Consider the following 12,237-nt stretch of genomic DNA (forward strand, 5'->3'; position numbering starts at 1 on the left):
GTAGGCCGGATAAGCGCAGCGCCATCCGGCAATCGTTCATCCAGCCAACAAACTCAACGCAGTACCATCAACAGTGCCAGCACAACGACGGCGCCGATGCTCATTGATGCAACATACCAGCGCAGATAACCGTTCTCGCTCAACAGCAGGCCTTTACCTGCAAAGCGGGAAAGGATCGCCGGAATGTTCATCATTGAGTTGAGCGGATCGCGTTTCAGCAACCAGGCAACACCCAGGAACGGCTTAACGAACACTTTGTCGTACAGCCAGTCGAAGCCCCAGGCGTTATACCACCAGGTACCCAGCAGGCGGCCCGGCGCACTGTTCGCAATCGACGTCACCAGCGTGCGTTTACCCAGCCACAGCCATGCTGCGATCAGGATGCCCGCAATCGCTACGATACCGGAGGTAATTTCCAGCGTCATAACGCGACCATGCTCAAGCTCGGTCGTCGCAGGCAGTACACCCTGCAGCGGCGGCACAATCAGCGCGCCAACGAAGGTGGACAGGATCATCAGCACAATCAGCGGCAGATGATGGGTAATCCCCTTCCCTGCGTGGGCGTGAATTTGTTCTTTACCGTGGAACACGATGAAAATCATACGGAAGGTGTACAGAGAGGTCATGAATGCACCGACCAGACCTGCAACCATCAGATTAATATGACCATTCGCCATTGCACCGGCCAGAATCTCATCCTTACTGAAGAAGCCAGCGGTAATCAGCGGCAGAGCCGACAGCGCCGCGCCACCGATCAGGAAGCAGAGATACACCAGCGGAATTGACTTACGCAGACCGCCCATCTTGAAGATGTTCTGTTCGTGGTGGCAAGCCAGGATAACCGAGCCGGATGCCAGGAACAGCAGCGCTTTAAAGAAGGCGTGCGTCATCAGGTGGAAAATCGCCGCATCCCACGCCTGTACGCCGAGAGCCAGGAACATATAACCAATCTGGCTCATCGTAGAGTACGCAAGAACGCGTTTGATGTCGGTCTGTACCAGCGCAGCAAAACCCGCCAGCACCAGAGTGATAGCACCGATAATCCCCACCAGGTGCAGGATTTCAGGCGTCATCAGGAACAGGCCGTGCGTACGGGCTATCAGGTAGACACCAGCGGTAACCATCGTCGCGGCGTGGATCAACGCGGAGACAGGCGTCGGACCGGCCATCGCATCAGCAAGCCAGGTCTGCAACGGCAGCTGTGCAGATTTACCGACCGCACCGCCCAGCAGCATCAGGGTTGCCCACATCAGCATGTTGTTACCGTCTGCAAAGTGCGCAGGCGCCAGTTCCACCATTTCGCGGAAGTTCAGCGTGCCCAGCTCGTTGTAGAGGATGAACAGCGCGAACGCCAGGAATACGTCACCAACACGGGTTACCACGAAGGCTTTCATTGCCGCAGCGCCATTCTTCGGATCGGTGTAGTAGAAACCAATCAGCAGATAGGAGCACAGGCCCACGCCTTCCCAGCCGAGGTACATCAGCAGCAGGTTATCCGCCAGCACCAGAACCACCATGCTGGCGATAAACAGGTTGGTGTAGGCGAAGAAACGAGAATAGCCCTCTTCTCCGCGCATATACCAGGAGGCGAACATGTGGATCAGGAAACCAACGCCGGTCACCACGGAGAGCATGGTCAGCGACAGGCCGTCCAGCACCAGGTTAAAACCGATGTTGAAGTCGCCGACTGACATCCACGTCCACAGCGGCTGGCTGTAAGCCTGCTGGCCATTGGCAAAGAAATCAACGCCAACAAACGCAGTAACCAGCGCAGCCAGACCGATCGACCCGACACCCACGGTAGCGGACAGATTTTCTGACCAACGACCACGAGAAAACGCCAGTAATACAAAGCCAATAAATGGCAGAATAATGGTTAAGGCAAGCATGTTCATCCACGCATCTCACTTACTGAATCGATGTTCAGGTTCTGGCGACGGCGATGAAGTTGCAGCAACAGCGCAAGCCCAATGCTCGCTTCGGCAGCCGCAAGGCTGATGGCGAGAATATACATCACCTGACCATCGGTCTGGCCCCAGTAGCTTCCTGCGACCACAAAGGCCAACGCGGAGGCGTTAATCATGATTTCCAGCCCGATCAGCATAAACAGCAGATTGCGGCGGATAACCAGACCGGTTAAGCCCAGCACGAATAAGATCGCAGCGAGGATCAGTCCATGTTGTAAGGGGATCATGCGTGCTCCTCCGTTTTTCTTTTCGCGCGGTCATCGGTGCGGTTGCTCAGCACTTCACCTGAACGCTCTTCGCGCCCCACGTGGAAGGCCACAACCAGACCCGCCAGCAGCAGCATCGAAGCCAGTTCAACCGCCAGTACATACGGTCCGAACAGGGAAATACCGACTGCTTTCGCGCTAATTGGCGTGCCGTCGATGCCCTGATCGTTAACGCCCAGAATGGCGTAAACAATAACCACCAGCATAATGGCCGACAGAATCGCCGGACCAATCCACACCTGCGGTTTCAGCCACTGACGTTCCTGTTCAATTTCAGAACCACCAAGGTTGAGCATCATCACCACGAACACGAACAGCACCATGATGGCGCCCGCGTAGACGATAATTTCCAGCGCACCGGCGAAGTAAGCGCCTAACGAGAAGAACACCCCAGAAATCGCCAGCAGCGAAATAATCAGGTACAGCAACGCGTGTACCGGATTGGTGTGGGTGATCACCCGCAAGGTTGCGAGAATGGCTATCAGGCCACAGATATAAAAAGCGAACTCCATTGCCCCTCTCCTTACGGTAACAGGCTCTTGACGTCGATAGGCTTAGCTTCGTTCTCTGCTTCGCCCTTATCTTTGCCGTCGATTGCCATACCTGCCATCCGGTAGAAGTTATATTCCGGGTATTTGCCCGGACCGGAGATCAGCAGATCCTCTTTCTCGTAAACCAGGTCCTGGCGCTTGTACTCACCCAGCTCGAAATCTGGAGTCAGCTGAATAGCCGTAGTCGGACAGGCTTCTTCGCACAGGCCGCAGAAAATGCAGCGTGAGAAGTTAATGCGGAAAAACTCCGGATACCAGCGGCCATCTTTGGTCTCTGCTTTTTGCAGAGAAATACAGCCTACCGGACACGCTACCGCACACAGGTTACAGGCAACGCAGCGCTCTTCACCGTCTGGATCACGAGTCAGAACGATACGACCACGAAAACGGGGCGGTAGATAGACCGGCTCTTCCGGATACATCTGCGTTTCGCGTTTCGCGAACGCATGCAGGCCGATCATCCAGATACTGCGTACCTGGGTGCCGAAACCTACGAACAATTCTTTTAAGGTCATGGTCTTTGTGTCCCTTATTGCGCCTGCCAGAGAATGACAGCCGCCGTTACCAGCAAGTTGACGAGCGTCAGCGGCAGACAGACTTTCCAGCCGAAGGACATTACCTGGTCATAACGAGGACGCGGTAACGACGCACGAATCAAAATGAACATCATCATGAAGAACGCGGTTTTCAGCGCGAACCAGACGAATGGCGGTAAGAACGGGCCATGCCAGCCACCGAAGAACAGGGTAACCATCAGTGCAGAAATGGTGACGATACCGATGTATTCACCCACGAAGAACAAACCGAATTTCATACCGGAATATTCAATGTGGTAACCGTCGGCCAGTTCCTGCTCGGCTTCTGGCTGGTCAAACGGGTGACGGTGGCACACCGCCACGCCCGCGATGGCAAAGGTGACAAAACCAAAGAACTGCGGAATAACGTTCCAGATATCAGCCTGGTTATTGACGATGTCGGTCATGTTAAATGAACCGGCCTGCGCCACCACGCCCATCAGGGAAAGCCCGAGGAACACTTCGTAACTCAGCGTCTGCGCAGACGCACGCATCGCACCGAGCAGGGAGTATTTGTTGTTACTGGACCAGCCGGCGAACAGCACCGCGTATACCGCAAGGCCCGCCATCATCAGGAAGAACAGGATCCCGATGTTCAGGTCAGCAACTACCCAGTTCGGACTCACCGGCACGATGGCGAAAGCCAGTAGTAGCGAGGTAAAGGCGATCATCGGTGCCAGGGTAAAGATGACGCGATCCGAGAATTTCGGGATCCAGTCTTCTTTAAAGAACATCTTGATCATGTCCGCAACCAGCTGGAGCGAACCGCCCCAGCCAACTCGGTTCGGTCCGTAACGGTTCTGGAACAGACCCAGCAGACGACGTTCGCCAAAGCTCATGAATGCCCCGCAGGTGACCACCACCAGCAGGATCACGACAGCTTTGAGAATGCTCAGCAGGATCTCAATCAGATCGGGTGTAATCCAACTCATTGTTGTGCCTCCTGCAGATCCTCAAGACGCGCACCTGCCAGAACCGGCGCGATGCCAGGCATACCCATCGGCAAACCAACCTGCCCTGCCGTTAATCCTTCAGCGATTTCAACCGGCAGCGTAACCGTGTTGCCATCGTAGCTGAAAGAAACGCGCGTACCGGCATTAACACCCAACTTCGCGGCATCAGCCGGGTTGAGTTTGATGTACGGCTGCGGCATACGGGTCTGGAAGACTGGCGCACGCTGGGACATTTCGTCACTGCCAAACAGATGGTAGTACGGCGCTATACGCCACTGACCATCCTGAGCCTGGAAGCTCGCCGGAACGGTAGTGAAGTAATCCATACCATCTGCAGAAGCTTCGATCAGACGCACGCCCGGATCGCCATGACGCAGTTTACCGCCCACTTCATCCTGGAACTTGTTCCACGCCTGTGGGGAGTTCCAGCCCGGAGCCCAGGCAAACGGAATTTGTGAACGCGGCGCAGACGGTTGGTTGTTCCCTTCCATAGAGAAGGCGAACATAGTGTCTTTGTCCTGCGGCTGGCGCGGTTCGTGTACGCTGATGTTAGCGCGCATTGCGGTACGACCGCTGTAACGGTGCGGTTCACGAGCCAATTTCTGTCCACGGATACGGAAGCTTGCGTCCGGCGCGGCATCTTTGATACCCGCCAGTTGCGGCAGCTTCTCAACGACCGCGTCGATAACGTGGTCGAGCTGCGTCCAGTCCACTTCGCGGCTCTGCACGGTGCTGTGCAGCGAGTGCAGCCAGCGCCAGCTTTCCAGCATCACGGTGTTACTGTCGTAGTAGGACGGGTCGTAGACCTGGAAGAAACGCTGAGCGCGGCCTTCGTTGTTAATCACCGTACCATCGCTTTCGGCGAAACTTGCGGCGGAAAGCACCAGATGAGCGTTTTCCATAATTGCCGTACGCTGATGGTCAATGACCAGTACCAGCGGCGCTTTCGCCAGCGCTGCGTTCACACGGGTTGCTGAAGCATGGCGATGCAGGTCATTCTCCAGCACCACAACGGCGTCAGCACGACCTGTTTCCAGCTCGGTCAGCGCATCGTCAAGGGAACCACCGCCAATCATACCCAGGCCCATGCTGTTAACAGAGCGAGCAATCATGGTGATGCCGACGTCTGCACCACGGCCTTTCAGCGCCTTCGCCACGTTGGCAGCCGCCTGAATCACTTCGGCGCTACCGGCGTTGGTGCCGGAAATAATCAGTGGTTTCTTCGCCCCGGCCAGTGCCTGAACGATAACGTCAATTTTGTTTTGCAGGTCACGGTCGATACCGTCAACCGCCGGAGCGTTGTTATCCAGCGCATGAGCGATAGCGAAACCTAAACGCGCCTGATCTTCAACCGGTGCACGATAGGTCCATGCGGCGATGTCATCCAGACGGGTGTTATCGACGTTGGTAACGAACAGCGGGTGCTTAGCACGCTGGCCGATGTTAAGGATTGCTGCGATCTGCCAGTCAGCCACTTTCTGTGCCGCCGCCATTTCACGCGCTTTACCTTTCACCGCCTGACGCACAGCCAGCGCAACGCGTGCGCCGGTCTGGGTGACATCTTCGCCCAGCACCAGAACCGCATCATAAGATTCGATTTCGCGCAGTGCCGGAGTATGAATCCCGCCGTCACGCAGCACGCTCAGTGCCAGTTGCAGACGTTCCTGCTCGCCCTGGGCGATACCGGTATAGAAGTTATCCGCACCCACCAGTTCACGCAGCGCGAAGTTACTTTCAACGCTGGCGCGCGGGGAGCCGATACCAATTACTTTCTTCGACTGACGCAGAATATCTGCCGCGCCCTGCATCGCCTGCTCGGCGTTCAGCGTGATCAGGTCATCGCCACGACGCTGTACCGGCTGACGCGGACGGTCTTTCAGGTTCACGTAACCATAGCCAAAACGACCACGGTCGCAGAGGAAGTAGTGGTTAACGGTACCGTTATAACGGTTTTCGATACGACGCAGTTCACCGTAGCGTTCGCCCGGGCTGGTGTTACAGCCGATGGAACACTGCTGGCAGATGCTCGGCGCAAACTGCATGTCCCACTTACGGTTATAACGCTCGGAGTGCGTTTTATCAGTGAAGACGCCGGTCGGGCAAATTTCTACCAGGTTACCAGAGAACTCGCTTTCGAGCGTACCGTCTTCCGGGCGACCGAAGTAGACGTTGTCATGTGCGCCATAGACACCCAGATCCGCACCATCGGCGTAATCTTTGTAGTAACGTACGCAGCGATAGCAGGCGATGCAGCGGTTCATTTCGTGAGAGATGAACGGCCCCAGGTCCTGGTTACGGTGAGTACGCTTCGTGAAGCGGTAGCGACGGAAGCTGTGACCGGTCATGACGGTCATATCCTGCAGGTGGCAGTTGCCGCCCTCTTCACAGACCGGACAGTCGTGCGGGTGGTTAGTCATCAACCACTCCACGACGCTTTCGCGGAACTGTTTCGCTTCTTCGTCATCAATAGAAATAAAGGTGCCTTCGGTGGCCGGTGTCATACAAGACATCACCAGGCGACCACGCGTGTCTTCCGCGTTTTGATATTGCTTCACCGCACACTGGCGGCAAGCACCGACGCTTCCCAGCGCCGGGTGCCAGCAAAAGTACGGAATATCAAGGCCGAGAGACAGACAAGCTTCCAGCAGGTTGTCCGCTCCGTTGACCTCATATTCTTTGCCGTCTACATGAATCGTAGCCATAGTCAGCATGCTTCCAGTTGGCTCGGTCGTAACCGAGCGTTAATCGAATTTCTTATCGCGACACAGGGCTAACCCTGTAATCACCAGCGCTCTTTCAGCAGGTTCGGCTGAATACCACCAATCTGATGGGTATTGCTGAAGGACTGCTTGATGCCAGCTTCGAATTCTTCGCGGAAATATTTAATGGCGCTCTGCAGCGGTTCCACTGCACCCGGTGCGTGTGCACAGAAGGTTTTACCCGGGCCGAGGAAACGACACAGTTGCTCAAGTGTCTCGATATCCCCAGGCTGGCCTTCGCCACGCTCCAGCGCGCGCAGAATTTTCACACTCCACGGCAGACCGTCACGGCACGGCGTACACCAGCCGCAAGACTCGCGGGCAAAGAACTCTTCGAGGTTACGCACCAAAGGAACCATGCCAATCTCGTGATCAACAGCCATGGCCAGCGCGGTGCCCAGACGGCTACCTGCTTTACCAATGCTTTCGAATTCCATCGGCAGATCGAGGTGTGCTTCGGTCAGGAAGTCAGTCCCTGCACCGCCTGGCTGCCAGGCTTTAAACTTCAGTCCATCGCGCATGCCGCCCGCGTAATCTTCGAGGATCTCACGCGCGGTAGTACCGAAAGGCAGTTCCCACAGGCCAGGATTCTTCACGCGACCAGAGAAGCCCATCAGCTTGGTGCCCGCGTCTTTGCTCTTCGAAATGTTCTGGTACCACTCCACGCCGTTCGCGAGGATAGCCGGTACGTTACACAGGGTTTCGACGTTGTTTACGCAGGTCGGTTTGCCCCATGCGCCAGAGCTTGCCGGGAACGGCGGCTTGGAACGAGGGTTAGCACGGCGACCTTCGAGGGAGTTGATCAGCGCGGTTTCTTCACCGCAGATGTAACGCCCTGCCCCGGTGTGGACAAACAGTTCGAAGTCGAAACCAGTGCCCATGATGTTTTTGCCAAGCAGACCGGCTTCGGTCGCTTCGGCAATCGCGCGACGCAGATGCACGGCTGCTTCGATATATTCACCGCGCAGGAAGATGTAACCACGGTACGCTTTCAGCGCAAACGCGGAAATCAGCATGCCTTCCACCAGCAGGTGCGGCAGCTGTTCCATCAGCAGACGGTCTTTATAGGTGCCCGGCTCCATTTCATCGGCGTTACACAGCAGGTAACGGATGTTCATGGATTCGTCTTTCGGCATCAGGCTCCACTTCAGACCGGTGGAAAAGCCCGCGCCGCCGCGCCCTTTCAGGCCAGCGTCTTTTACCTGATTAACGATTTCGTCCGGTGACAGCCCGGTCAGGGCCTTACGCGCACCTTCGTAGCCGTTCTTGCTACGGTATTCGTCCAGCCAGACCGGCTGTTTGTCATCACGCAGACGCCAGGTCAGCGGATGGGTTTCGGGAGTACGGATAATGTCTTTCATTTATACCGCTCCAGCAGTTCGGGAATGCCTTCCGGGGTCAGGTGAGCGTGAGTATCCTCATCGATCATCATGTTTGGCCCTTTATCGCAGTTCCCCAGGCAACAGGTCGGCAGCAGCGTAAAGCGACCATCAAAGGTCGTCTGCCCCGGCTTGATGTTGAGTTTTTTCTCAAGCGCGGCCTGGATCCCCTGGTAGCCGTTGATATGGCACACCACGCTGTCGCAATAGCGGATCACGTGGCGACCTACCGGCTGGCGGAAGATCTGGCTATAAAACGTAGCAACACCTTCTACGTCGCTTGCCGGAATACCCAGCACATCAGCGATCGCATAGATCGCCCCATCCGGCACCCAGCCACGCTGTTTCTGAACGATTTTCAGCGCTTCAATGGACGCCGCACGCGGGTCTTCGTAGTGGTGCTTCTCGTGCTCAATCGCTTCACGCTCAGCCGCACTCAGCTCAAAAGCCTCGGTTTGTGGTTGTTGATTCTCGTGCATAATTAGCGGTCCACATCTGACATAACAAAATCGATACTACCCAGATGGACGATTAAGTCGGACACCAGGCTGCCACGTACCGCTACCGGGATCTGCTGCAGGTGCGCATAGCTCGGGGTACGGATACGGGTACGGTAACTCATGGTGCTGCCATCGCTGGTCAGGTAGTAACTGTTGATACCCTTGGTCGCTTCCACCATCTGGAAGGACTCGTTTGCCGGCATAACCGGGCCCCACGAAACCTGCAGGAAGTGGGTGATAAGGGTTTCGATATGTTGCAGCGTGCGCTCTTTCGGCGGCGGCGTCGTCAGCGGGTGATCCGCTTTGAACGGGCCTTCCGGCATGTTATTGAGGCACTGCTCAAGGATGCGCAGACTCTGGCGCAGCTCTTCAACTTTCAGCATCACGCGGGTATAGCAGTCAGAAACGCCGCCGCCAACCGGGACTTCAAAGTCAAAGTTTTCGTAACCAGAGTACGGACGCGCTTTACGCACGTCGAAATCAATACCGGTCGCGCGCAGCGCAGCACCGGTACAACCCCAGTCCAGCGCTTCTTTCTTACCGTAAGCGGCAACGCCCTGCGAACGGCCTTTCAGGATGGTGTTACGCAGTGCGGCTTTCTCGTAAGAATCCAGACGTTTTGGCATCCAGTCGAGGAAGTCACGCAGCAGCTTGTCCCAACCGCGCGGCAGATCGTGTGCCACACCGCCGATACGGAACCAGGCCGGGTGCATACGGAAACCGGTGATCGCTTCCACCACGTCATAGATTTTCTGACGGTCGGTAAAGGCGAAGAAGACCGGGGTCATCGCGCCGACGTCCTGAATGAACGTGGAGATGTACAGCAGGTGGCTGTTGATACGGAACAGTTCGGACAACATCACGCGAATCACGTTGACGCGATCCGGCGTGGTGATACCAGCCAGCTTCTCAACGGCCAGTACGTAAGGCATTTCGTTTACGCAGCCGCCGAGGTACTCAATACGGTCGGTGTACGGAATGTAGCTGTGCCAGGACTGACGTTCACCCATCTTTTCAGCGCCACGGTGGTGGTAGCCGATGTCAGGTACGCAGTCGACGATTTCTTCGCCATCAAGCTGCAGCACAATACGGAAAGCACCGTGAGAAGACGGGTGGTTAGGACCGAGGTTGAGGAACATGAAGTCCTCGTTTTCGGTACTACGCTTCATACCCCAATCTTCAGGTTTGAAGGTCAGCGCTTCCATTTCCAGATCCTGTTTGGCTTTAGTCAGCTCAAACGGATCAAATTCGGTCGCACGCGCCGGGTAGTCTTTACGCAGCGGATGACCTTCCCAGGTATGCGGCATCAGCAGACGCGTCAGGTGCGGGTGACCTTCGATATCGATGCCAAACATTTCCCAGGTTTCACGCTCATACCAGTTGGCGTTCGGGAACAGTTTGGTGAAAGTCGGTACGCGCAGATCGTTTTCAGACAAAGCCACCTTGAGCATGATATCGCGATTGCGTTCAATGGAGATCAGGTGATAGAAAACGGAAAAATCCGCGGCAGGTAACCCTTCGCGGTGCGTACGCAGACGTTCGTCCATGCCGTGTAAGTCAAACAGCATGACGTAAGGTTTCGGCAGTCTCTTTAAGAAATCGCCAACTTCCAGTAATTGTTCACGCTTGACCCAAACAACGGGTACCCCGGTGCGAGTCGCCTGAACGGTAAAGGCATCCGGCCCAAAACGGTTGCGCAGTTCGCCAATGACCGGGTCATCAAGGTGATCCCGTGTTTGCCATACGGCGTCTTGCGCGGTTAAGTCGGTCATATTGTTCACCATTGCAAATGGTCCGTGGTGGTCGGCAGTGCTTCGCGCTATTTATGTAGTGATAAGCGAAGGAAGTGCTGCTGCCGACAGGCGCAAATTAAATCTCGTCTGGTGTACGAAGATTCGTTACAGCAATACGTTCGCCGCGTTTACGCTCGCGTTCTGACTGCATATTGGCGCGATAAACGCCCTGATCGCCAACCACCCAGGAGAGCGGGCGGCGTTCTTTGCCAATGGAATCTTGCAGCAGCATCAGAGCCTGCATATACGCTTCTGGGCGCGGCGGACATCCCGGGATGTACACATCGACCGGAATAAATTTATCAACGCCCTGCACCACAGAATAGATGTCGTACATACCGCCGGAGTTGGCGCATGCGCCCATGGAAATAACCCATTTCGGTTCCAGCATCTGATCGTAGAGGCGCTGAATAACTGGTGCCATTTTGGTAAAGCAGGTTCCGGCTACGACCATCAGGTCAGCCTGACGCGGCGATGCACGCAGTACTTCCGCACCAAAACGGGCCACATCGTGCACGGCGGTAAACGAGGTCACCATCTCAACGTAGCAGCAGGAAAGGCCAAAGTTATATGGCCAAATTGAGTTTTTACGGCCCCAGTTAACCATGTCATGCAGTTTGCCCATGAACACGTTTTTGTTAACTTCTTGTTCCAGGGGGTCGGTTACGATCTCCTGTTTTTGCAGGGGGTAACGGTCGTTCTCACCGTTAGGATCTATGCGGGTGAGCGTATAATCCATCTTAATGCCTCGCGGTTAGCGTTGACGATTAGCGATACTGTTCGTTTCCGGGTTCATACGCTCGCGGCGTGAACGCGCGGGCGTCCAGTCCAGCGCGCCAATACGCACCAGATAAACCAGACCTGCCAGTAACACAAAAATAAAAATTGCAGCTTCCACAAAGCCAATCCAACCGCTTTCACGGATAGAAGTTGACCATGCGAACAGATACAGCGCTTCAACGTCGAAGATAACGAAGAACATGGCTACCAGATAAAACTTGGCAGACAGGCGCAGGCGGGCGGTGCCGACCGAGTCGATACCTGATTCAAACGGCACGTTTTTAGATCTCGCGCGTGCGCGACCCCCTAAAAACCAGCCGCCGACGAGCATCAGGCAGCACAGGCCAATGGCAACGATAAGAAAGATAGCGAATGCCCAGTGATGAGCGATGATTTCAGTGGATGTTGACATACTCATTGCTTACTCATCAAAAGTAGCGCCAAATTCTCTGCTCTTTTCGGCAGATGAACGCCACATCGATTCATGGGGAGGAATAAAAAAAACCTTACAATCACTGTGAAAAATCATTTTATACAGCTAATTGATGGGGTTTTTTACTCCTTTCTATAACCTTTTGTCAACTTTAACAAAAGTTTCCTCACATTATTTTACACTGTTCCAACTTCATTAACATAAAGTGCTCTTTAGACCCATTTCGATTGCATCATCGGTCATTTTTAATGTTGTTGAATCGTGTCCGTAGTGAAGTAAAA

Annotated in this window: 11 protein-coding genes; all 11 read right to left on the reverse strand. The window is 55.1% G+C overall.

The features are described from left to right. Positions 1–53 precede the first annotated feature (53 nt). The 11 genes from nuoL to nuoA all read right to left on the reverse strand — a co-directional run bounded on the left by nuoL (position 54) and on the right by nuoA (position 11,941). Positions 54–1,895 (reverse strand): NADH-quinone oxidoreductase subunit L, encoded by a 1,842-nt coding sequence (gene nuoL / locus ACHHZ7_RS02990; RefSeq protein WP_003834744.1) that lies wholly within the window; start codon positions 1,893–1,895, stop codon positions 54–56. Beyond that, positions 1,892–2,194, reverse strand: coding sequence for an NADH-quinone oxidoreductase subunit NuoK (gene nuoK / locus ACHHZ7_RS02995; RefSeq protein WP_000612644.1), 303 nt, complete (start codon positions 2,192–2,194; stop codon positions 1,892–1,894). Before nuoK ends, nuoL begins: the two co-directional genes overlap by 4 nt. Then, a complete protein-coding gene (gene nuoJ, locus ACHHZ7_RS03000) occupies positions 2,191–2,745 on the reverse strand; it encodes an NADH-quinone oxidoreductase subunit J (protein WP_003028059.1) in 555 nt (184 codons plus the stop codon). The genes nuoK and nuoJ overlap by 4 nt, the downstream gene beginning before the upstream one ends. 11 nt (positions 2,746–2,756) lie before the next feature. Further along, a complete protein-coding gene (gene nuoI, locus ACHHZ7_RS03005; protein WP_003028062.1) occupies positions 2,757–3,299 on the reverse strand; it encodes an NADH-quinone oxidoreductase subunit NuoI in 543 nt (180 codons plus the stop codon). Positions 3,300–3,313: 14 nt separating this feature from the next. Further along, positions 3,314–4,291, reverse strand: a complete 978-nt coding sequence (nuoH, locus tag ACHHZ7_RS03010; RefSeq protein ID WP_003028063.1) for an NADH-quinone oxidoreductase subunit NuoH — start codon at positions 4,289–4,291, stop codon at positions 3,314–3,316. Continuing rightward, on the reverse strand, positions 4,288–7,014 hold the full coding sequence (gene nuoG / locus ACHHZ7_RS03015; RefSeq protein ID WP_032941985.1) for an NADH-quinone oxidoreductase subunit NuoG: 2,727 nt from the start codon (positions 7,012–7,014) through the stop codon (positions 4,288–4,290). Before nuoG ends, nuoH begins: the two co-directional genes overlap by 4 nt. 80 nt (positions 7,015–7,094) lie before the next feature. Further along, the gene (nuoF, locus tag ACHHZ7_RS03020; RefSeq protein ID WP_003834753.1) at positions 7,095–8,432 is read right to left on the reverse strand and encodes an NADH-quinone oxidoreductase subunit NuoF; all 1,338 of its coding nucleotides are present in this window, start codon (positions 8,430–8,432) and stop codon (positions 7,095–7,097) included. After that, on the reverse strand, positions 8,429–8,929 hold the full coding sequence (gene nuoE, locus ACHHZ7_RS03025; protein WP_003028069.1) for an NADH-quinone oxidoreductase subunit NuoE: 501 nt from the start codon (positions 8,927–8,929) through the stop codon (positions 8,429–8,431). Before nuoE ends, nuoF begins: the two co-directional genes overlap by 4 nt. A gap of 2 nt (positions 8,930–8,931) precedes the next feature. Continuing rightward, positions 8,932–10,734, reverse strand: coding sequence for an NADH-quinone oxidoreductase subunit C/D (gene nuoC / locus ACHHZ7_RS03030; protein WP_003834757.1), 1,803 nt, complete (start codon positions 10,732–10,734; stop codon positions 8,932–8,934). A gap of 85 nt (positions 10,735–10,819) precedes the next feature. Further along, positions 10,820–11,482, reverse strand: a complete 663-nt coding sequence (gene nuoB / locus ACHHZ7_RS03035) for an NADH-quinone oxidoreductase subunit NuoB (protein WP_003028075.1) — start codon at positions 11,480–11,482, stop codon at positions 10,820–10,822. A 15-nt stretch (positions 11,483–11,497) separates the two neighbouring features. Beyond that, the gene (nuoA, locus tag ACHHZ7_RS03040) at positions 11,498–11,941 is read right to left on the reverse strand and encodes an NADH-quinone oxidoreductase subunit NuoA (protein ID WP_003028077.1); all 444 of its coding nucleotides are present in this window, start codon (positions 11,939–11,941) and stop codon (positions 11,498–11,500) included. Between the last annotated feature and the right edge of the window lie 296 nt (positions 11,942–12,237).

The sequence above is a fragment of the Citrobacter freundii complex sp. 2024EL-00216 genome (assembly GCF_043945515.1).
GTDB lineage: Bacteria > Pseudomonadota > Gammaproteobacteria > Enterobacterales > Enterobacteriaceae > Citrobacter > Citrobacter portucalensis.

Excerpts from the sequence above, each read along its gene's own strand:
- nuoL (WP_003834744.1), bottom strand. The coding sequence starts at position 1,895 with ATGAACATGCTTGCCTTAACCATTATTCTGCCATTTATTGGCTTTGTA.
- nuoK (WP_000612644.1), bottom strand. The coding sequence starts at position 2,194 with ATGATCCCCTTACAACATGGACTGATCCTCGCTGCGATCTTATTCGTG.
- nuoJ (WP_003028059.1), bottom strand. The coding sequence starts at position 2,745 with ATGGAGTTCGCTTTTTATATCTGTGGCCTGATAGCCATTCTCGCAACC.
- nuoI (WP_003028062.1), bottom strand. The coding sequence starts at position 3,299 with ATGACCTTAAAAGAATTGTTCGTAGGTTTCGGCACCCAGGTACGCAGT.
- nuoH (WP_003028063.1), bottom strand. The coding sequence starts at position 4,291 with ATGAGTTGGATTACACCCGATCTGATTGAGATCCTGCTGAGCATTCTC.
- nuoG (WP_032941985.1), bottom strand. The coding sequence starts at position 7,014 with ATGGCTACGATTCATGTAGACGGCAAAGAATATGAGGTCAACGGAGCG.
- nuoF (WP_003834753.1), bottom strand. The coding sequence starts at position 8,432 with ATGAAAGACATTATCCGTACTCCCGAAACCCATCCGCTGACCTGGCGT.
- nuoE (WP_003028069.1), bottom strand. The coding sequence starts at position 8,929 with ATGCACGAGAATCAACAACCACAAACCGAGGCTTTTGAGCTGAGTGCG.
- nuoC (WP_003834757.1), bottom strand. The coding sequence starts at position 10,734 with ATGGTGAACAATATGACCGACTTAACCGCGCAAGACGCCGTATGGCAA.
- nuoB (WP_003028075.1), bottom strand. The coding sequence starts at position 11,482 with ATGGATTATACGCTCACCCGCATAGATCCTAACGGTGAGAACGACCGT.
- nuoA (WP_003028077.1), bottom strand. The coding sequence starts at position 11,941 with ATGAGTATGTCAACATCCACTGAAATCATCGCTCATCACTGGGCATTC.